This window comes from Eubacterium ramulus, from assembly GCF_045002895.1.
Taxonomy (GTDB): Bacteria; Bacillota; Clostridia; order Lachnospirales; family Lachnospiraceae; genus Eubacterium_I; species Eubacterium_I ramulus.
Map to the genome: position 1 here is coordinate 904318 of NZ_CP173382.1, position 22428 is coordinate 926745.

Genomic DNA, 22428 nt, shown 5'->3' on the forward strand with positions numbered 1-22428 from the left:
TGTGGGCTGTCGCAGGTGCTATTTTTGTGTGTGCTGATTTTTTCGATATAGAAGAAAGAGCATAAATAATAGAATTACTGGAAAAATAAGTCCGCATCTCATGCCGATCCTAATATTATTCCCGGCGTTCTGGGTGATACGGCCAACAATTCCAGGCCCGATACTGCCACCTAAATCTCCTGCCATGGCAAGGAGAGAGAACATAGCTGTCCCACCCTTTGGAAACGTTTTTGAGGAAATACTGATTGTCCCCGGCCACATAATTCCAACTGAAAAACCGCATACTATACAACCGACAAGTCCAATGATCGAATTAGATGACAGGGCAGAAAGGAGATAGCAGATAACACATAATATGCCGGAACCGCCCATAAACTTCATTAAATCCAGCTGTTTTCCATATTTCCCAAAAATTATGCGACTGATGCCCATGGTGACTGCAAACATACATGGACCTGCTAAGTCTCCCAGTGCTTTTGACAATCCCAGCGCAGATTCGGCATAAGCAGATGCCCATTGAGCCATTGCAAGTTCAGAAGCCCCAGAACAGATCATCAGACATATCGCAACCCAGAAAAAAGGTTTGGCAAATAGACTTTTAATTCCCATTCCGGTGCCGGTGTCAACCAGATGCTCAATCGGACAGGTCATGAAATTATAAGTGTTAACAGCAGGAATGAGCGCCCATATTACGGCAAGCCATTTCCAGCTGTTTATGCCGAATATCAGAAAAAACAAGCTGGAAATCAAAATTGTTCCAACAGATCCCCAACAGTAAAAGGAATGGAGCAGGCTCATTGTTGCTTCTTTGTTTTCAAATGGACAGGCTTCAATAATAGGGCTGCAAAGCACTTCGATTAAGCCACTTCCGATAGCATAAACAACGACACTGCATATAATTCCAATGAAAGGATCAGGTAAAAGATCAGGTAAAAATGCCAGTCCAACCAGTCCAAGTGAAGCAAATATTTCTGATGCAACAACGCAAATACGATATCCGATATAATCTACAAATTTGGCACAGAACAGATCAACCAGAAGTTGTGTGAAAAAGAAGAAAGTGGATATCAAAGCAATATTACCGAGAGAAATATGATAGTCATTGTGAAATTTCAAAAAAAGAAGCGGTGCAAAGTTTGCCGCAATAGCCTGCGTGATAAAGCCCATATAACAGGCAATTTTTGTCTTATGATAGTCATTTTTCTTTACAGTATTCATTTCTTATTTCCCGTTCCGAATATTTTTAACAATTTTATGTTCAATAGAAAGATGTTCATAAAAATGCTGCCACAAAAAAAGTCTGTTTTTGGTGGTGCGGTTATTTCAATTCTGTCTCCTTCAATGCTGATCTCACTTTCATTCATCCATTTAAAAATCATGCGAATACCTCTTTTCTTTTTTGTTTGATTATATAACAAATAAAAAATATATGCATTGAATTAAATTGCAAAAATACTGTATAATATCGTAAAAAGAAAGAATGTGATATGGAGATGAATTATAATAAAATACTTACAGACGAGGATTTTATGGAAATCAAGCAACACGGAAGCAGTGATTATCCATTCCAGTATTATTATGATGAACTGGAATTATTTGAGTTTCCAAGAGTCTCTAAAGGTCTCTAAAGAGACCCTTAGAGACGGTTAAGAATAAGAAGGAGTACACATGCAATTATTAATTGAACAACGTGTATTTTCCTGGTCAGATACATATGATATCTACGATGAACAGGGAAATCAGAAATATTTTGTGAAAAATGAACTTATCTCATTAGGACATCGCCTCCATGTATATGATGCGGCGCACAATGAAATCGGATTTATCAAACAGAAATTATTCTGTTTACTTCCAACTTTTGAAATCGAATGGAATGGACAGTTGATGGGGCACATAGAGCAGCGTTTTGCTTTGTTCCGTCCAAAATATGATGTGGATTTCATGGGATGGCGTGCAGAAGGTGATTTCATGGGCTGGGATTATGATGTGTATGAAGCATGCAGTGCAGTCGTTCATGTACATAAAAAGATTCTGAGCTGGGGTGACACCTACGCCATCGAGTTTGATGATCCGAAGCATGAAATTCCGGCATTGTTACTGGTACTGGCCATTGATGCTGCAAACTGTTCACAGAATAATTCTTAAATGTCCGTTTTACAAAGGCTGAGAGAAATAGAACAAAAAGAAGAAAGAGAATTAGCAAGAATATGGGAAAAACATTAGTCATTGCCGAAAAACCTTCCGTTGGGCGTGATATCGGCAGAGTTTTAAAGTGTGGAAAGAAAATTGACGGAGCTCTGGAAGGCAGTCAGTATATCGTAACATGGGGATTAGGCCACTTGATTACATTGGCAGATCCGGAGCATTATGATAAAAAATACAGAGACTGGAAAATGGAAGACCTTCCGATGCTTCCGGGGAAGATGGATATCGAGGTCATCAAGCAGACCGGGAAGCAATATCAGGCAGTGAAACGACAGATCTACCGTAAGGATGTATCGGATATTGTCATTGCCACCGATGCCGGCCGAGAGGGGGAGCTGGTTGCCCGCTGGATTCTGAAGAAAGCAGACAATCACAAGCCGTGTAAGCGTCTGTGGATTTCTTCTGTGACAGATAAAGCAATCCGTCAGGGATTTGAGCATCTGAAAAATGCAAAAGAATATGATAATCTGTATCATGCGGCTGTCTGCCGTGCAGAGGCAGACTGGCTGGTTGGATTAAATGCGACCAGAGCATTGACCTGCAAATACAATGCGCAGTTGTCCTGTGGTCGCGTACAGACGCCGACACTTGCAATGATTGCAAAGCGGGAAGAAGAAATTCGGAAATTTGTTCCAAAACCATATTACGGACTGCAATTGCAGGCAGAGGGTGTGGTATTTACCTGGAAAGATGAAAAAAGTGGCAGTTATCGCAGCTTTCAGAAGGAACAGATAGCGAATATTCAGAAAAAATTGTCCGGAAAGAAATTGCAGATCATAAAAGCAGATACAAAGGTGAAAAAGCAGGGCGCACCACAATTATATGACCTGACACAGTTGCAACGGGAAGCGAATCAGAAATTTGGATTTTCTGCAAAAGAAACGTTGAATATTATGCAGCGGCTGTATGAAAATCATAAAGTCCTGACTTATCCGCGAACGGATTCCCGTTATTTGACAGCAGATGTCATGGGAACGATCAAAGAACGTTTGCAGGCCATCAATGCAGGGGTTTACCGAGAATTTGCGGCTCCACTGATTCGCCGCGAACTGCCGAAGAAACCTGCATTTGTCAATGATGCAAAAGTCAGCGACCATCATGCGATCATTCCAACGGAGCAGGCACCAAATTATATCCATATGAGTAATGAGGAACGAAAAATCTACGATATGGTAGTGCGCAGATTTCTGGCAGTTATGTATCCGGCGTATGAATACGAAGAATCTGTATTGACTGGAGCAGTGGAAGGAGAACATTTTTATGCCAGAGGAACCCGTCCGTTGCATATGGGATGGAAAGCGGTTTATGAAAATCAGTCCGAGGATGAGGAAGAAGAGGAATTAAAACGCCAGAATCTTCCTGTAATGCAAAAAGGGCAGGAATTTTCCATTTCCGATATCCGCCTGACAGAAGGTAAGACAAAGCCACCGGCACGATTTACCGAAGGCACGCTGATCGCTGCCATGGAAAATCCGGTACGTTATATGGAAAGCAGCAACAAAGAAATGGCGAAGACACTGGGAGAAACCGGTGGACTTGGAACGGTTGCTACCAGGGCAGATATTATTGAAAAATTGTTTTCCGGCTTTTTATTAGAGAAAAAGGGTGAAGATATCTATACCACAGCGAAGGCACGTCAGCTTCTGGAACTGGTTCCGGAAGATCTGCGCAAGCCGGAACTGACGGCAGAGTGGGAAATGAAACTCTCAAAGATTGCAGAAGGAAAACTTTCAGACCGGAAGTTTATGAATGAGATTCGGACTTATTCAACGGATCTGGTAAAACAGATCAAGACAGCGGAAGGAACTTTTCGGCATGATAATATGACAAACAAACTTTGTCCGAATTGCGGGAAACGTCTGCTTGCTGTAAATGGCAAAAACAGTCGGATGCTTGTATGTCAGGATCGGGAATGCGGATACCGGCAGACTATCGCAAAGACGACGAATGCCCGCTGTCCGCAGTGTCATAAACGAATGGAACTGATCGGCAGCGGTGAAAATGCTTCTTTTGTATGTAAGTGTGGATATAAGGAGCGCCTGAGTAAATTCCAGGAGCGCCGGAAGAAAGAAGGCGCAGGAGTTTCCAAACGGGATGTACAGAATTATCTGAAGAAACAACAGAAAGAGGTAAAGCAGGAGACCGGCAGTAATGCAATGCTGGACGCATTGAAAAACATTAAATTGTAAACAAATAAAAAATATTCAACCAGAGCGGGAAAGGTTCTGATTGAATATTTTTTGCTTTTCAGAAAAATATCTGGTTAAAATCTATGAGAGAATCATTCGGTCTGGTCGTTAGAAATTTGTGTTTTTATGTACCTGAATTTCATTGTCAGATACGATACATGAATTTGTTTCATCTATAAAATGAAAAAAAATCACTTTATCTCTTTACAATCAAAAAACACACCGATATAATGTTAAATGCTGGTAAAAACCAACATTTCAGGAAAGAGTAGTCACGAAAAGAGGAGAGATAGATCATGAAAAATGGAATTGAGATCAGATGGCATGGCCGTGGCGGTCAGGGTGCCAAGACTGCAGCACTGCTTCTGGCAGATGTAGCTTTTAAAACCGGAAAGCATGTACAGGGTTTCCCGGAGTACGGTCCGGAGCGCATGGGCGCGCCGATCACTGCTTATAACAGAATCAGTTCAGATGTGATTCGTGTACATTCCAATATTTATGATCCGGATTTTGTTGCAGTTGTTGATGAGACATTATTACATACCGTTGATGTAACAGCCGGATTGAAAAAAGAAGGTGCCATCATTGTTAATACAGCAAAATCAAAAGAAGAGATCATGCCGCAGTTAAACGGTTATGAGGGACGTGTCGTTACGATTGATGCAAGAACAATTTCTGAGGAAGCACTGGGAAAATATTTTCCGAATTCTCCAATGCTGGCAGCAGTTGTAGCAACTACCGGTGTAATGCCGAAAGAAACATTTTTGCATGAAATGCGTGCTTCTTACAAACATAAATTTGCAAAAAAACCGGAAGTGATTGATGGAAATATGAAAGCACTGGAAATGGCTTTTGCGGCTGTAGAGGAAGCATAGAGGAGATAGAAGATGAGAACAGATATCAATAAAATCAATGAACATACGCCACATACAGGGCTGACGGAAGGAATGCAGGTATTTGCTGCAGGAACTTCCAAATATTTTAAGACCGGTGAGTGGAGAAATAATACACCGGTTTATTTAGAGGATAACTGCAAACAGTGTCTGCTGTGTGCACCGGTCTGTCCGGACAGTTCCATTCCGGTCAAAGATCAGAAACGAGGAGCCTTTGACTTAGATCACTGCAAAGGGTGCGGAATCTGTGCAAAGGTATGTCCGTTTGGAGCAATCAAAATGAAGGAGGGCGTAGAATAATGGGAATCAAAGAACGTATGTCAGGTAACGAGGCCGTTGCCTATGCAATCAAACAGGTAAATCCGGATGTTATGCCGGCATTTCCGATCACGCCGTCCACAGAGATTCCGCAGATGGTATCCACATACATTGCAAACGGCGAAATCGATACAGAGTTTATTCCGGTCGAGAGTGAACATTCTGCAATGAGTGCCTGCATCGGATCTGAGGCAGCAGGCGCAAGGACACTGACCGCAACTTCTTCCGCTGGTCTGGCCCTGATGTGGGAGGAATTGCTGCTGGCAGCTTCCAACCGTATGCCGATCGCTCTGACATTGGTAAACCGTACCCTTTCCGGTCCGATCAACATCAACTGTGATCATACCGATGGTATGGGGGCCCGTGATACCGGATGGATTCAGATTTATGCAGAAAACAATCAGGAAGTATACGATAATTTTATTCAGGCATACCGCATTGCCGAGCATAAAGATGTCCGCCTGCCGATTATGATTTGTCAGGATGGTTTTATTACCAGTCACGCCGTAGAGAATATTGAATTATTAGAGGATGCACCGGTCAAAGAGTTCGTTGGTGAATATCATCCGGAGGAGTATTTGTTAAATCCGGGGAAACCGGTTTCTGTTGGACCGTATGCAGTATCTAATTTTGTAATGGAAAGTAGAAAAAATCAGCTGATTGCGCTGGAGAATGCAAAACAGGTTATCTTAGATGTAGCCAAAGAGTTTGCAGGAATTTCCGGCAGAGAGTACGGTCTTTTTGAAGAATATAAGACAGAAGATGCAGACTATGTGATGGTTATTATTGGTTCCGCAGCAGGAACAGCAAAAGAGGCTGTAGACGAGCTGCGCGAGGAAGGAAAGAAAGTCGGAGTTCTGAAATTGCGTGTGTTCCGCCCGTTCCCGGCTGAAGAAATCGTAGAGGCAATCAAAAACTGCAAGGCTGTAGCTATCATGGATCGTTGCGAGAGTTACAACGGAAACGGTGGACCGCTTGGTTCTGAGATTACAGCAGGTCTGTACCGCACAAGAACTTATATGGAAGCAATTAATTATATCTATGGACTTGGTGGACGTGATTTTACTGTTGAAGAAGCAAAAGATGTATTTGCAGAACTGGAAGATGTAGTAGAAAATGGTAAACCGGTAACACAGTATCAGTATATCGGTCTGAGAAAGTAGGAGGCAGAGTGATGAGCGAATATAAATTTAAAGAAGTTATGAGCAAACCGGAACGTCTGGCTCCGGGACACAGAATGTGTGCAGGATGTGGCGCAACCATCGCAGTTCGTGCCGTACTGCGTGCATTGCATGAGGGAGATCAGGCAGTGATCGGTAACGCAACCGGATGTCTGGAGGTTTCTTCTTTCATGTATCCATATACGGCGTGGGAGGACAGCTATATCCATAATGCATTTGAAAATGCAGGTGCTACATTAAGTGGTGTTGAGACAGCATACAAAGCACTGAAAAAACGTGGTCGTCTGCCGGAAGATGCAACCTTCAAATTTATCACATTTGGTGGTGATGGTGGTACATATGATATCGGTTTCCAGTCTCTTTCCGGAGCAATGGAGCGTAATCACGATATGGTGTATGTCTGCTACGATAATGGAGCATACATGAATACCGGTATCCAGCGTTCTTCTGCAACTCCGATGTATGCAGATACTACAACTACACCGGTTGGAACACAGTCCAACGGTAAAATGCAGAACAGAAAAGATCTGGCATCTATTATCGCAGATCATGATGTTCCGTATGTTGGTCAGACAACGATGATCGGTAATTTCTCCGATCTTCACAAAAAAGCAGAGAAAGCCATCTACACAGAGGGTGCTGCTTTCTTAAATATCATGACTCCATGTCCGCGTGGATGGCGTTATGATACTGCCGAGATCATGAAAATCTGTAAACTTGCAGTTGAGACATGTTACTGGCCGATGTTTGAGGTAGAGCATGGCAAATGGCGCTTAACATACGAGCCAAAGAAAAAACTGCCGATCGAGGACTTCTTACGCGAGCAGGGCAGATTCAAACATCTGTTCAAACCGGGCAATGAAGATCTGATCGCTCAGTTCCAGGCTGAGGTTGACCGTCGTTGGGAAGAGCTGCAGTATAAGTGTGCACGATAATCCGGGAGGAATAAATATATGACTTTGTTATCCTATCAGGTATTTCAGACAGTGGTGGGACAGGGGAGTTTTCAGAAGGCGGCAGAGATTTTAAATCTGACGCCTTCTGCTGTCAGTCATGCGATTGCATCGATGGAGCAGGAACTGGGATTTTCCCTGTTTACGAGAAATAAGGCAGGGGTAGCCCTGACCAACTATGGAGAACATCTGCTTCCATACGTGAATGCGGTGTTAAACAGTGACGAAAGCCTGCAGCAGGCAATTGCGGGACTGAACGGACTGAAAATGGGAAATGTAAAGGTGGGCTGTTTTTCCAGCGTATGCACAAACTGGATGACAGACATCATCCATTCCTTTCATCAGCGTTACCCGGACATTAATATCGAACTGTATCAGGGAACCTATGCGGACGTGTCTTACTGGATCAAAAACGGTATTGTGGACATTGGATTTCTCTCCCTGTCTTCTGCCGGAGATCTGCCAATTGAGCCGTTGTACCGTGATCCGTTGCTCTGTGTAGTGCCAAAAGATTACCGTAAACGGGAAGATACACCATATATGACACCGGATGAGATGAAAGATCAGGTCTTTGTATCCCAGATGGAGACCACGGATGCAGATATCGCAATTTTTATGAAACAGAATGGATTGGGAAATGTACGGATGGACTATCATGTGGTAGATGACCTGTCTACGATTGCATTGGTGGCAGCAGGACTTGGCATTTGCATTATGCCGGAGTTGGTTATGAATGATATTCCATACGAAGTGCATCGTTATCCAATGATGCCGGAAGCATATCGTGTCATAGGAATATCGGCATTAAATCCGAATTTCCTTGCACCTGCGGTTAAAATGCTTTACCAGCACGTTGTAGAAAAGTATAAGACCATAGAAGAAGCATAAAAGAGTTACTGTGAGGGGTAAAAATGCTTCTCCTGTCTATTTATATAACCCTTTCTTTTTATCCCCTTCCGTATAGTAATTATTGTGCTCTGGTTGAATTGCACAAAAATAATGCCAAAAAGTATAATAATTCGCCAGATTGTATAAATTCACAAAAAATTAATAAATTTTATTGACTTTTTATTTCGATGAGGGTAATATTACAGTCATCAAAGGCAAAGGTGCTGAGAAGAATGAACTTCCGGTGCCTTTTTCTATTTTCCGGGATAAAGATCCTGTCATAGCGATTAACAGCATTTATAAACATGTGTTAGTTGAATTTTTAGTGGATTAATGCCCGGACAATAGAAAAACTCTGATAGCGGCACAATGGGGTGTCATCTGCAGGCTAGCGGCAGGTGACGCTCCTTTTTTTATTTGATAGGAAATAATAATAATAGATTTCCTGTCAAAAAACTATATGGTGCCGTTTTAAGTAAAGATTCTTTGGAATCGAAAAACTAGGAGGTAAGTTATGACGCAGGAGATTATGACTTTTATTAATGACAACATATTTGGTGTCTGGTTTCTGATGGGTGCCGCATTGGTATTCTGGATGCAGGCAGGTTTCGCAATGGTAGAGGCAGGTTTCACCAGAGCAAAAAATACCGGTAACATTTTGATGAAGAACCTGATGGATTTCTGTATTGGTACTGTAATGTTCATTCTGATTGGATTTTCGTTCTTACTTGGCGAAGATGTGTTAGGATTTATTGGAAAACCGGGATTTGATCTTTTCTCATCCTACAGTAATTTCAGTTTTTCAAGTTTCGTATTTAACTTAGTATTCTGTGCTACCACAGCAACCATCGTTTCCGGTGCTATGGCAGAGAGAACAAAATTTTTATCCTATTGTATTTATTCCGGAGTAATCTCTGCATTGATTTACCCGATTGAAGCACACTGGATCTGGGGCGGCGGCTGGTTAGCACAGCTTGGCTTCCATGATTTTGCAGGATCCTGTGCAATTCATATGGTTGGTGGTGTCAGCGCACTGATCGGTGCATGGCTTCTTGGACCACGTATCGGTAAATTTACAAAAGACGAGAATGGCAAGATCAGAAAAGTAAATGCTATTCCGGGACATAACCTTGCACTTGGCTGCCTTGGATGTTTCATTCTCTGGTTTGGCTGGTATGGTTTCAACGGCGCAGCAGCAACAAGTATTGAGCAGTTAGGTTCTATTTTCCTTACAACAACCATTTCACCGGCAGTTGCAACGGTTGTTTGTATGATATTTACATGGTTAAAATATGGTAAACCTGATGTCTCCATGTGTCTGAATGCTTCTTTAGCAGGTCTGGTAGCAATCACAGCTCCTTGTGATGTTACAGATGCAGCAGGTTCCATCGTAATCGGTGCTGTGGCAGGTTTATTAGTAGTATTTGGTGTATGGCTTCTTGATTACAAGTTACATGTAGATGATCCGGTTGGTGCCGTAGCCGTTCACTTTATGAATGGTATCTGGGGTACATTTGCAGTAGGTCTTTTTGCTACAAACACAGCTCCGGGTTATGCAATCGCAGATAAAAACGGAAATGAGCTTGTCGGTCTGTTCTATGGCGGCGGCGTAAAATTATTAGGTCTGCAGTGCCTTGGTATCATAACCGTTCTGGCATGGGCAGCAGTTACAATTACAATTACATTCCTTGTAATTCGTGCAACAATCGGTCTTCGTGTCAGCGAAGAAGAAGAAATCATTGGTCTGGATCAGACAGAACATGGTCTTGCAAGCGCTTATGCAGACTTTGCATTAACATCCAGTATCAACAACTTCTCATCTGCTACTCCGGTTAAACTTCCGAAAAATGCAGTACCAATCGATGAGGCTGTTCCGGTACAGGTTCGTACTCCGGATCCATCTATTGCAACTGGCAGCGATGTAAGTATTACAAAGATTACAATCTATGCAAAACAGAGCAGATTCGATGCCCTCAACGAGGCAATGGCTGCAATTGGTATCAATGGTATGACCGTTACAAATGTACTTGGTTGTGGTGCTCAGCACGGCAGAACAAGCAAATACCGTGGTGTTACCATGGATATGAACTTACTGCCTAAGATTCAGGTTGATATCGTAGTAAGTAAAGTTTCTCCTAGAACTGTTATTGAAGCTGCCAAGAAAGCACTGTATACCGGTCATATCGGTGATGGTAAGATCTTCGTATACAACGTAGAAAATGCAATCAAGATCAGTACCGGTGCAGAAGGTTACGATGCACTTCAGGACTAACTGTAAAAGGCAATAGTAGTAATAATAAGCTGATACAATTTCAGTAATTTAGTAATTCTTCAAAATCCTTATATAAAACCTTAACGAAAAAGCAGATGCTTCGGATTTTTGTCTGGAACATCTGTTTTTTATCGTAGATCTAAATTTTATCATGAATCAAAAGTTCAAGCAGACGATGTGCAGCCATGCTCATGGGATGAGTCTGATCATACACAATGCTGACCTGGCGGGTAGGAAGTGCCTCTCTCAATTTCAAAGAAACTACAGAATTGTTCTGTAATGCATCCGTAACCATTGGCTCAGGAAGAAAAGCAAGTCCAAGCTCATTTTTGACCAGGGGAAGAATCTGATCTGTCGTGGCCGTTTCAATATCCGGGACCAGACGCAGACCATGAGAGAAAAAAAGCTCATCATAAAAATGCCGGGTAGCAGTATTCACCCCCAGACAGATAAATGGATAGTTTTTCAATTCAGAAATCGATAAAATTTTTTGCTGAAGAGGACGGAAGGTAGTTCCTCCGACAAGGATATCCTGAAAAGGCTGCAAATTTACCTGAATCAGCGGTGAAGTAACGGTCAATGGAGTTGTCACAACTGCGAAATCAATTTCACCGCTTTTGAGAGATTGAATAGCCTGCGGTGTAGAATGATTTGCAATTTTTAGCCGTACTTTTGGATAATCTATATGAAACTGACGTAATCGATGCAGAAGATAGATATTCAAAGCGATTTCACTGGCACCGATTGAAATGCTGCCATATTCCAGACTTGCACTTTTCGTCAGTTCATCTTCCGCAGCCTGCAATTGTGTCATGGCAGCCGATACACGTACATAAAGCTGCTGGCCTTCCGGTGTCAACTGTACGCCTCGGTTGGTGCGCACAAATAATGTGCACTGGATTTCCTGCTCCAGAGCATTCATGGCCCGCGTAATATTTGGCTGACTGTTGTGGAGTGCATGTGCTGCTTTCGTAAAATTACAGTATCTGGCTACATAATAAAAAATTTTGTAATATTCAAAATTTACATTCATAATGAAATCTCCTGTAAAAATGATAGTTGATGACGGAAACAGATATATCAAAATATTATAATAAGCATGTCAATAATATCTTTTACTGATTGCTGATTTCCTATTATAATCGACTTGAATAGAAAAAACAACTGTCATAAAAAATGAATAGGAGATGATTGTATGTCACTTGTTTTACCAAGAGAAGAGGAAGTTGAGAAAATGTTTTCACGCATTCTGGCATCCAGGGATGCATGTGAACGTCTCAGTGAGACATTTTATAACCATCTGTGTGATGATAATCGTTTTATAGATTCTGATCCGGGACATTTTGCAGAAGTTATGTTAAAAGCATATGAAAATGGTGATGTCAGTGCGGTTCTGCTGGAATTGTGTAATCGCAGCATGTTTGATCTGCTGAAGGAAGCTTATCTGATTCCAAAGAGATTTCATGGAAAAACAGGGGAAAATCCGGTTCTGTTGACAGATATCAATGGAAAAGTATTGAATACAAAGCAATCCGTTGTTTCCAGACATGAATATAAGAAATTTCTGGAAATCTATCAGGCGCATGTGGCAGCTCCACGTTCGAAACTATATCTGGCAGACGGATATGATATGGTCAGGTACTATACGGAACATATGAATATCGAGGAAAAAAAGGAAAAAAGGGAACGGGGTATCCTGATTTTATATGCTATGCCAGATACGAAAAAATTACATCTTTCCGAGGCTCAGGCTTATGATGTGGTCTGGAATACTTTTCAGGAGATTCAGAAAGCAGCGTATTCTGCAATTGTTTATTATGGACAGGAAACCGGAAGTAAGGCGGGAAAATCTTTTGATGAACTTGGGGTACTGTTACCTATCCATCAGTTTGAAAACAGAATGCTTCAGCATTTAAGTATGATCGACGGACTTGTGCTGTCTTGCAGAGAACAGATGATACGGGTAGCTGGTGCGGACAGTCTGGATTTGTAATCAGATAACAGTGTTTTACTTCTATAAGTGGTGAGTAATAACAAATTTATCTCAGTGGGAGTGCATTGTATGTGGACATTCAATGATCAGAGTATTGTAAAAAAGAATCATATGGATATTTTATGGCACAAATATGCGGATAAATCCGAAGAAAAAACGATTGTCGACGCTGACCTTCCGGCTAAGGCATCTGTCGTTGGGAGAGTTGGACTTATGATGTTGTCATGTGGGACAGGTGCCTGGCGTGTGCGCAGTTCCATGAATGAGCTGTCGGCTTTGCTGGATATGACATGTACCGTGGATATCGGACTGATGTCAATCAATTATACCTGTTTTGATGGAAATGATGCATTCAGTCAGTCGTTATGCCTGACGAATACGGGGGTAAATACATCGAAACTGAACCGCTTGGAAAAGTTTGTGATGCATTTTAAAGAACGGGAAATTACAAAAAGCTGTGAAGAAATACATACGATACTTGATAAGATAGAAGAAATACATGGATTGTATTCACCTGTTACACTGGCAGTCGCAGCAGCATTGGCCTGTGCCTGTTTTACATTTCTGCTTGGCGGTGGCCCCATTGAGATGCTGTGTGCTTTTGCCGGTGCAGGAATTGGCAATTATATCCGGTGTAAGCTTTCGAAACATCATTATACGCTGTTTTTGTGCATTATTGTGTCAATATCAGCAGCATGTCTTTCTTATTCTGTTATGCTGAAATTACTGGAGATCTGCTTTGATGTAAAAGTGGAGCACGAGGCAGGATATATCTGTGCCATGCTTTTTATCATACCGGGATTCCCTTTTATTACCAGTGGGATTGATCTGGCAAAACTGGATTTGCGATCCGGAATGGAACGGATGATGTATTCCGTTATTATTATATCGGTTGCGACTATGACAGCCTGGGTTCTGGCGATGGTACTGGGGTTAAAACCGCTGTCATTTACTACGATGAGCCTTGGACTCTGGCAGTGGATTGTGTTGCGTATCTGCGCAAGCTTTGGCGGTGTATTCGGATTTTCTGTTATGTTCAACAGTCCATGGAAACTTGCTGTTGCGGCTGGAATAATAGGAGCTGTATCTAATACGCTGCGACTGGAAATGCTGGATATCACTTCTGTCCCGGCGCCGGTGGCTGCATTTGCCGGGGCAGTTGCTGCAGGAGTTCTGGCGTCTGCGTTGAAAAGAATGGTTGGATATCCAAGAATTTCCATTACGGTTCCATCGATTGTAATCATGGTTCCGGGACTGTATCTGTATAAAGCAGTTTATAATCTGGGAAACATGGATCTGTCAGCAGCCTCTTCCTGGTTTGCATCAGCTCTTCTGATTATTTTTGCGTTACCGTTAGGGTTGATATTTGCCAGAATTCTTACAGATAAAACATTTCGTTATTGTACCTGATGATTTTGGTTGGGGAAACATTTCGTTATGGTACCTGATGATTTGGATTAGGAGGAAACATGAAAAAATTACGGATGCATTATTGTTCGAAAAAGCAAATGTCGGAATCGTTTCTGACAGCAGCTTTTCTTTCCGTGTCCGGTGGTTTGCAGGATATGTATACTTATATTTCAAGAGGACATGTATTTGCAAATGCACAAACCGGTAATATTGTGCTGCTCAGCCAGCATATTTTTGCGGGAAACTGGGCAGATGTTATGCGATATCTGATGCCGGTACTGTCTTTTATGTTTGGTGTTGCGGCGGCAACTGAAATTCGTCAGCATTTTCAGAATATAGGCCGAATTCACTGGAGGCAGATTGTCATACTGATAGAAATGAGCATGTTATTTCTGGTTGGATTTTTACCGGGGAAAATGGATCTGGTGGCAAATGCTTTCGTCTCATTTTCCTGTGCCATGCAGGTACAGACGTTTCGTAAAGTTGACAGTTATGCATTTGCAAGCACCATGTGTATTGGAAATATCCGCAGCGGAATGGAAGCACTCTGTGCCTATCGTCAGTCACATAATCGCCAGATTCTGTACAAAGCTTTTCATTATTTTGGAATCATTATTTTATTTGCATTTGGAGCAGGTATTGGCAGTATTCTGATTCCAGTTTTTAACCTGCAAACAATCTGGTTTTCCAGTTTTTTACTGATGGTTGGATTTTTCCTGATGTTTATTCAGGAAAAATAGCCAAAAACGTAGAATATAGTGACGAAATATGTGAAAAAATCATAAAGTGATGGAAATGTGCTGCAAAATATCGTATACTTGGAAAAGTATGAATCAGAATAAGATTTGGCTGAAAAAATACAGGCAGATCCTTTTCAATCTGGAGAATGAGGATCTGGGCAAAGCCAAAAACTGATCAGAAAAAACGTACATTCAAAGTCAAAAATGATTTTGAAAAATGAAAATACTTTTGGAGGAAGCGATGAGCGAGAAAAAAATTCAGGTTACTCTTGGAAATTATAAAGGAGTAGAGGTAAAAAAAGCAGAGATTATCATTACGGAGGAAGAGGTAAAGGCAGAACTGGAGCGTGCAAGACAGTATGCGGTAACAACGCAGGATAAAGACGGTGCGGCAGAACTTGGCGATGAGGCAGTTATTGACTTTGTTGGTTACATCGACGGAGAAGCATTTGCAGGTGGAGACGGTACAGATTTCCCATTAAAACTTGGTTCCAATACATTCATTCCGGGATTTGAAGATCAGTTAGTAGGCGTAAAAAAAGATGACAACGTAGACGTTGTTGTTACATTTCCGGAAGATTATCATGCAGCAGAGTTTGCAGGAAAAGAAGCTACATTCAAAGTTACAGTAAAAGGTGTCCGTAGCAGCTTTGTTCCGGAACTTTCTGATGAAGTAGTTCAGAAAATCTCCCAGTGCAAAACCGTTGCAGAGTTTGAGGAGTTTGTAAAGAAATCAATCCATGATTTCAAACAGAATCAGGCAGATATGGAGAAAGAAAACAAAGTTCTGGAGCAGATCGTAGAGGCGTCTGAAATCGAAGTTCCGCAGGAATTCATTGACGAGCGCAAAGAGCAGCTTAAAAACAATCTTCTTGCACAGCTTCGCAATGCAGGAAATACATTCGAGCAGTATTTGCAGTACAACGGATTAACAGAAGAACTGTTTGAGGAGTATGCGGCAAAAGATGCCCTTTCCATGTTAAAAGGACAGGCTGTTTTACAGGAGATTGCAAAAGCAGAAGGATTTTCCTATACAGACGAGGATGTAGATCAGACAATCGCTGCAATGGCAATGTCTTATCAGATGCCGGCAGAGCAGCTGCGTGAGATGATGGGTGAGCGTGGAGTAGCTATGGTTGCAGAGGATATCCTTTCCAAGCAGGCACTTGAGTTTATCGTAAAAGAGGCTGTTGAGGCATAATAATACGGATAAATCGAGAATTGTGAGAACAGAATTGATAGCAGCAAATATACGATATTTGCAAAATAAAGAGATATATCATGAAAATGGTGTATCTCTTTATTTCATATCTGTCGATTTTGTGATAAGATAGAAAGGATGAAAATCAGAGGGAAGAAATGAGAGGTTAGTATGAAAAATCTGATTGTCGTTCGTGGTGGTGGAGATATTGCAACCGGAACGATTTATAAATTGAAAAAATGCGGTTTTTCGGTATTAATATTGGAGATTGCGCATCCATCTGCAATCCGCAGAAATGTGGCATTCAGTGAGGCAGTATATGAAGGTCATTCCAAAGTAGAGGATATGGAGTGTTTTCTGGCGAAGGATGAAGACGAAGCGGAGCATTTTCTGAAGGAAAATAAGCTGACGATGCTCATTGACCCGAATGGAAACTGTTTGAAACGATTCAAACCGGTGGCGGTGGTAGATGCAATTCTTGCCAAAAAGAATCTTGGAACCACACGCGATATGGCACCAATCACGATTGCGCTTGGACCGGGATTTACAGCAGGTCAGGATTGTGATGCTGTTGTTGAAACCATGCGTGGTCATAAACTTGGCAGAGTCATCCATGAAGGAAAAGCCATTGCAAATACGGGTGTGCCTGGTAGGATCGGCGGCTATGCAGCAGAGCGCGTGATCCATGCTCCGGCAGCAGGTATTTTGCACAATATTGCAAAAATTACGGATATTGTAGAAGAAGGAGAGTCAATTGCATGGATTGAAGGCGCGGACGGAACGCGGACAGAAGTTCCGGCAAGTCTGTCCGGTTTACTCCGTGGATTGATCCGGGAAGGATATCCGGTTACCAAAGGTTTTAAGATGGCAGATATTGATCCACGACTGAACGAATACGAGAATTGTTTTACGATTTCGGATAAAGCAAGATGTATTGCAGGTGGTGTCGTGGAAGCATATTTTGTATTAAAGCAGCAATTAGAAAAAGGTGATGCACAATGTATGTAATTGCAATTGTGGGCGCCGGCGGCAAGACAAGCCGGATCAAAAATCTTGCAAGAGAATATGTGCAGCAGGGAAAAAGCGTTCTGGTCACAACGACAACTCATATGGGGTTGGAACCGGGCATGGTTTTATCCGAAAATCTGAAAGATATCCGACAGCAATTGGAAAAACAGCATGTTTGTATCTGTGGAAGTCCGGTGAAAGAAGGGAAAATTGCATCACTGCTAGAAGAAATTTATAAGCAGGCCTGTGAGCTTGCAGATATTGTATTGGTAGAGGCAGACGGATCAAAGCATATGCCGGTTAAATTCCCGGCCGCACATGAACCGGTGATCCCGGAAAACGTAAATGAGATCCAGGTGGTCATGGGTTTGCATGCCATCGGACATCCCTTTTGTGAGGTAAGTCATCGACTGGAACTGGTAAAACAGTGTCTGGATGTTTCGGATACGGATCTGGTGACAGAAACACACCTTGGAAAACTGTATCTGGAAGGCTATCAGAAACCATTACAGGAAAAATACCCGAATGCAAAAATTAGATTTTTTCCGGCAGATCACAGTCATTTTTTTGATTCAGAACCGTTGACCTTTTACTAACACTAATATCTCATAAAAATCTGCTCAGCCAGATTGCTATGAGTATAAGATAAAAATTATAAGTAACATGGAGGATAGATATATGACAATTCAGGAAAAACTCGCAGTTTTGCGGGAAAAAATGAAAGAAAACAACATGGATATCTACATGATTCCGACCGCAGATTTTCACCAGTCAGAGTATGTCGGTGAATATTTCAAATCACGTTCTTATATGAGCGGTTTTACAGGATCTGCAGGAACACTGGTAGTGACATTGACAGAAGCAGGTCTGTGGACAGATGGACGTTACTTTATTCAGGCTGAGCAACAGCTTGCAGGCAGCACCATCACACTGTACCGTATGTCTGAGGAAGGCGTACCAACTGTAAAAGAGTTTGTAGATGATAAACTTCCACAGGGCGGTGTGATCGGATTTGACGGAAGAGTTCTTTCCAGCGCAGATGGAGCAGCATATGCGAAAATTGCTGAGAAAAAGCAGGGAAGTCTGTTCGTTGCAAAAGATCTGGTAAACGAGATCTGGACAGACAGACCACAGCTTCCGACAGAGAAAGTATGGATTTTAACCGATGAATACAGCGGAGAGACCACAGCCTCCAAATTAGGAAGAATCCGTGAAGTAATGAAAGAAAAAGGTGCACAGGTACATCTGATCAGCTCTCTGTATGATATTGCATGGATTTTAAACCTGCGTGGAAACGACATTTCCCATGTGCCGGTATTTTTATCTTTTCTGATGATCGAGGAAGATGCCTGCACACTGTTTATCCATGCAGAGACACTGACTGATGAAGTACGAGCTTATCTGGCAGACAATGACATTACTGTTTGTGCTTATGATGAGATATACGATGCAGCAGCAAAACTTGCAGCAGACAAAGTAATGCTGATGGACGAACATACCATCAATTATCGTATCCGTATGGCATTTCCGGAAGGATTAAAAGTTGTAGATGACCTGAATCCATCCGAGCGTATGAAAGCCATCAAAAATGCAACAGAGTTAAAAAATACAAGAATCGCACACTTAAAAGATGGTGTGGCTGTAACCAAATTTATGTACTGGTTAAAGACACATGTCGGAAAAGAATATATCACAGAGTATACTGCAGGAAAATATCTGGACAGCTTGCGTGCCGAGCAGGAGAATTTCCTGGACCTGAGTTTTGACAATATCAGTGCTTATGGCGCAAATGCAGCTATGATGCACTATTCTGCAAAAGAAGAGACAGCAGCAGAGTTAAAACCGGAAGGATTTTTACTGGTAGATTCCGGCGGACATTACTACGAGGGAACGACAGATATTACAAGAACCTTTGTACTTGGACCTCTGACTGACAAACAGAAGCTGCATTTTACAACGGTTTGCAGATCTAATCTGAACCTTGCAAATGCAAAATTCCTGTATGGATGCAGCGGATTAAATTTAGACATTTTAAGTCGTGGACCATTATGGGAGATGGGGATTGATTATAAATGCGGAACCGGACATGGTGTCGGACATATCCTGAATGTACATGAGGGACCGAACGGCTTCCGTTGGAGAGTTGTTGCAGAGCGCAATGACAGCGGCAGACTGGAAGAAGGTATGATCACTACGGACGAGCCGGGTGTATATCTGGAAGGTGAGTACGGCATCCGTACCGAGAATGAGCTGATCTGCGTGAAAGCAGAGAAAAACGAATATGGTCAGTTCATGCAGTTTGAAAATATTACTTATGCTCCGATCGATCTGGATGGAATCGATCCGGATGAGATGACCTGCCGTGAGAAAAAAATGCTGAATGCATATCATAAAATGGTATGGGAAAAAATATCTCCGTATCTGAATGATGATGAGCGTGAATGGCTCAAAGAGTACACAAGGGAGATTTAGTATGAGTAAAAAAATCGTACTGATTGATGGACATAGTATTTTAAACCGTGCCTTTTTCGGAGTTCCGCCGTTGACGAATTCGGAAGGACTGCATACGAATGCAGTATATGGATTTTTAAACATTATGTTCAAGATTCTGGATGAGGAGAAACCGGATTATCTGACAGTGGCTTTTGATCGAAGCGAACCGACGTTCCGCCATCAGATGTTTGACGCCTATAAAGGAACGAGAAAACCGATGGCTCAGGAATTGCGGGAGCAGGTGCCTGTCATGAAGGAAGTTTTGCAGGCCATGGGCATCAAAATCGTGGAAATGCCGGGGTATGAGGCAGATGATCTGCTTGGAACGATTGCAGGTATGGCAGAAGTACAGGGCATGGATGTCAGTATTATTTCCGGTGACCGTGATCTGTTGCAGCTTGCTACGGAAAAAGTAAAAATCCGGATTCCTAAGACAAAACGAACCGGTACGGAGATTGAAGATTATTATGCAGCTGATGTAGTGGAACGTTATCAGGTTACACCAAAGGAATTTATCGATGTGAAGGCTCTGATGGGTGACAGTTCCGACAATATTCCGGGTGTTCCGGGTATCGGAGAGAAGACTGCTACGAATCTGATCGTTGCTTACAAGAGCATTGAAAATGCCTATGCACATCTGGAAGAAATTACACCAAAACGTGCGAAAACGAATCTGGAAGAGCACTATGATATGGCGCAGATGAGCAAGACACTGGCTACCATCGAAGTACATGTACCGATTGAATTTGACATGGAAGCGGCAAAACTGACAGATTTGTATACACCGGAAGCGTATGTATATATGAAACGCTTGGAGTTCAAAAACATGCTGACCCGTTTTTCAGATGATATGTCACAGAACGATCTGGAAAAATATTTCCATGTGTATCATGAACTTGATGAGATTCAGAACTTTTTTGATGGATTTTCCGCAAAAGAGGCGGCAGTGTCTTTCTTTGAAGAAGCAGGAACTGTGTATGGTCTGGCAGTGGCAAAAAGCAATCAGAACGTTGTTTATCTGACCTGCGGCGGATTTGTGACAGAAGGATATCTGGAAGAACAGGTCCAGAAACTTTGTGACGGACTGGATACACTTATAACGCCTGATTTGAAAGGATTATTGAAGCATGTCCGTGTACCGGAGACAAAGAATTGCATTGACACTACCATCGCCGCATACTTATTGAATCCGTTGAAAAATGAGTATACTTACGATGACCTTGCAAGAGATATTTTGGGACTGATGGTGCCGTCTAAGCTGGATCTGCTTGGAAAGTTAAAGATTAAGAAAGCGGCAGAGGAGAAGCCGGAGGCACTGGAATTGATGGTCTGCTATGAGGCTTATACCTGCATTGCGGCAAAAAATCAGTTGTTGGAACAGTTAGAAGATCACGGTATGAAAAAACTGTATGATGAGATCGAGATGCCGCTGGTATATGTGTTGGCAGATATGGAAAAAGAAGGTGTCCGCGCAGAAAAGGCAGAACTGGAAGCGTATGGTGCACAGCTTACTGGCAGAATCTCGGAACTGGAGACTTCCATTTATGAAAAGGCAGGAGAGACGTTTAATATCAATTCTCCGAAACAGCTGGGAGTGATCTTGTTTGAAAAACTGCAGATGCCAAACGGTAAGAAAACAAAAACCGGATATTCTACCGCTGCGGATGTCCTGGAACGTCTGGCTCCGGACTATCCGATCGTATCAGAAATTCTGGAGTATCGTCAGCTTACCAAATTAAAATCCACTTATGCGGATGGACTGGCACTGTGTATTGCTCCGGATGGAAGAATCCACAGTACCTTTAATCAGACGATTACAGCAACAGGGCGTATCAGCAGCACAGAGCCGAATCTGCAGAATATCCCGATCCGTATGGAACTTGGTCGTCTGATCCGAAAAGTTTTTGTGCCAAAAGAAGGGTATGTATTTATCGATGCGGACTATTCTCAGATTGAGCTGCGTGTGCTGGCACATATGTCCGGGGATCAGAACCTGATCGCAGCTTATCAGCATGCAGAAGATATTCACCGGATCACTGCTTCCCAGGTGTTCCATACACCGCTGGAAGAAGTGACAGATCTTCAGAGACGAAATGCAAAAGCGGTAAACTTTGGTATCGTGTATGGTATCAGTTCCTTTGGCCTGAGTCAGGATCTGAGTATTACACGAAAAGAAGCAGAAGGTTATATCGCAAGCTACTTTGAAACCTATCCGGGCATCAAGATATTTCTCGACCGACTGGTAACTGACGCAAAAGAAAAAGGCTATGCAGAGACGATGTTTGGCAGACGCAGACCTGTCCCGGAACTGGCATCAAGCAATTTTATGCAGCGTTCTTTTGGTGAGCGAATTGCTATGAACTCTCCGATCCAGGGAACGGCAGCGGATATTATCAAGATTGCGATGATCCGGGTAAAACAGCGCCTGGAGCGGGAACAGTTAAAATCAAAACTGATCCTGCAGGTGCACGATGAACTTCTGATTGAGGCAGCAGCTGACGAAGAAGAGTATGTAAAAACACTACTGGCAGAGGAAATGCGTCATGCCGCAGATCTGGCTGTAACGCTGGAAGTTGATGTGAAGTCTGGCAGAAACTGGTTTGAAGCACACTGATCTGCGAGGGCGCACATTGTCTGGGAGACAATGGTTTTGCGCCGACCGAAACGAAGTGTAGAGTGCAGTG

Annotated in this window: 19 protein-coding genes; 17 read left to right on the forward strand and 2 right to left on the reverse strand. The window is 42.4% G+C overall.

Annotated elements, in window-relative coordinates:
- Window positions 1-18: 18 nt before the first annotated feature.
- Window positions 19-1218 (reverse strand): sugar MFS transporter, encoded by a 1200-nt coding sequence (locus tag ACIRUQ_RS04055; protein WP_022035696.1) that lies wholly within the window; start codon window positions 1216-1218, stop codon window positions 19-21.
- Window positions 1219-1487: 269 nt separating this feature from the next.
- Here ACIRUQ_RS04055 and ACIRUQ_RS04060 point away from each other — a divergent pair, with 269 nt between their 5' ends.
- From ACIRUQ_RS04060 to ACIRUQ_RS04100, 9 genes are all read left to right on the forward strand, one after another.
- Window positions 1488-1628: a hypothetical protein gene (locus ACIRUQ_RS04060; protein WP_302448095.1), complete on the forward strand. Its 141-nt coding sequence runs from the start codon at window positions 1488-1490 to the stop codon at window positions 1626-1628.
- A gap of 40 nt (window positions 1629-1668) precedes the next feature.
- A complete protein-coding gene (locus tag ACIRUQ_RS04065) occupies window positions 1669-2145 on the forward strand; it encodes an LURP-one-related/scramblase family protein (RefSeq protein ID WP_021737650.1) in 477 nt (158 codons plus the stop codon).
- Between the two features lie 62 nt (window positions 2146-2207).
- Entirely contained in the window at window positions 2208-4394 is a 2187-nt protein-coding gene (locus tag ACIRUQ_RS04070; protein ID WP_055288943.1) for a DNA topoisomerase III, read from the forward strand.
- 296 nt (window positions 4395-4690) lie between these two features.
- Entirely contained in the window at window positions 4691-5269 is a 579-nt protein-coding gene (locus ACIRUQ_RS04075; RefSeq protein ID WP_022035698.1) for a 2-oxoacid:acceptor oxidoreductase family protein, read from the forward strand.
- A gap of 12 nt (window positions 5270-5281) precedes the next feature.
- Window positions 5282-5587: a 4Fe-4S binding protein gene (locus tag ACIRUQ_RS04080; protein ID WP_021737653.1), complete on the forward strand. Its 306-nt coding sequence runs from the start codon at window positions 5282-5284 to the stop codon at window positions 5585-5587.
- Entirely contained in the window at window positions 5587-6768 is a 1182-nt protein-coding gene (locus ACIRUQ_RS04085) for a transketolase C-terminal domain-containing protein (protein WP_055288941.1), read from the forward strand. The genes ACIRUQ_RS04080 and ACIRUQ_RS04085 overlap by 1 nt, the downstream gene beginning before the upstream one ends.
- Before the next feature lie 11 nt (window positions 6769-6779).
- The gene (locus ACIRUQ_RS04090; protein WP_055288939.1) at window positions 6780-7721 is read left to right on the forward strand and encodes a thiamine pyrophosphate-dependent enzyme; all 942 of its coding nucleotides are present in this window, start codon (window positions 6780-6782) and stop codon (window positions 7719-7721) included.
- Window positions 7722-7739: 18 nt separating this feature from the next.
- Window positions 7740-8627: a LysR family transcriptional regulator gene (locus tag ACIRUQ_RS04095; RefSeq protein WP_022035700.1), complete on the forward strand. Its 888-nt coding sequence runs from the start codon at window positions 7740-7742 to the stop codon at window positions 8625-8627.
- 514 nt (window positions 8628-9141) lie between these two features.
- Window positions 9142-10899, forward strand: a complete 1758-nt coding sequence (locus ACIRUQ_RS04100) for an ammonium transporter (protein ID WP_022035701.1) — start codon at window positions 9142-9144, stop codon at window positions 10897-10899.
- Window positions 10900-11038: 139 nt separating this feature from the next.
- Here the strand turns inward: ACIRUQ_RS04100 and ACIRUQ_RS04105 are convergent, their stop codons facing one another.
- Window positions 11039-11932, reverse strand: coding sequence for a LysR family transcriptional regulator (locus ACIRUQ_RS04105; protein WP_021737659.1), 894 nt, complete (start codon window positions 11930-11932; stop codon window positions 11039-11041).
- A 162-nt stretch (window positions 11933-12094) separates the two neighbouring features.
- On the opposite strand from ACIRUQ_RS04105, the gene ACIRUQ_RS04110 reads away from it, so the two are divergent.
- The 8 genes from ACIRUQ_RS04110 (at window position 12095) to polA (ending at window position 22358) form a co-directional block, all read left to right on the forward strand.
- Entirely contained in the window at window positions 12095-12892 is a 798-nt protein-coding gene (locus ACIRUQ_RS04110; protein ID WP_021737660.1) for a DUF4866 domain-containing protein, read from the forward strand.
- Window positions 12893-12961: 69 nt separating this feature from the next.
- Window positions 12962-14302, forward strand: a complete 1341-nt coding sequence (locus ACIRUQ_RS04115) for a threonine/serine exporter ThrE family protein (RefSeq protein WP_055288937.1) — start codon at window positions 12962-12964, stop codon at window positions 14300-14302.
- A gap of 59 nt (window positions 14303-14361) precedes the next feature.
- Window positions 14362-15042, forward strand: a complete 681-nt coding sequence (locus tag ACIRUQ_RS04120; RefSeq protein ID WP_021737662.1) for a YoaK family protein — start codon at window positions 14362-14364, stop codon at window positions 15040-15042.
- Between the two features lie 241 nt (window positions 15043-15283).
- Window positions 15284-16243 carry a trigger factor gene (gene tig, locus ACIRUQ_RS04125; RefSeq protein WP_055288935.1) on the forward strand — a complete coding sequence of 320 codons (960 nt, stop codon included), beginning with the start codon at window positions 15284-15286 and terminating at the stop codon, window positions 16241-16243.
- Window positions 16244-16414: 171 nt separating this feature from the next.
- On the forward strand, window positions 16415-17251 hold the full coding sequence (gene yqeB, locus ACIRUQ_RS04130; RefSeq protein ID WP_055288933.1) for a selenium-dependent molybdenum cofactor biosynthesis protein YqeB: 837 nt from the start codon (window positions 16415-16417) through the stop codon (window positions 17249-17251).
- The gene (gene yqeC / locus ACIRUQ_RS04135) at window positions 17242-17847 is read left to right on the forward strand and encodes a selenium cofactor biosynthesis protein YqeC (RefSeq protein WP_055288931.1); all 606 of its coding nucleotides are present in this window, start codon (window positions 17242-17244) and stop codon (window positions 17845-17847) included. Before yqeB ends, yqeC begins: the two co-directional genes overlap by 10 nt.
- 82 nt (window positions 17848-17929) lie before the next feature.
- A complete protein-coding gene (locus tag ACIRUQ_RS04140) occupies window positions 17930-19723 on the forward strand; it encodes an aminopeptidase P family protein (protein ID WP_055288929.1) in 1794 nt (597 codons plus the stop codon).
- Between the two features lies 1 nt (window position 19724).
- A complete protein-coding gene (polA, locus tag ACIRUQ_RS04145; protein WP_055288927.1) occupies window positions 19725-22358 on the forward strand; it encodes a DNA polymerase I in 2634 nt (877 codons plus the stop codon).
- Window positions 22359-22428 lie beyond the last annotated feature (70 nt).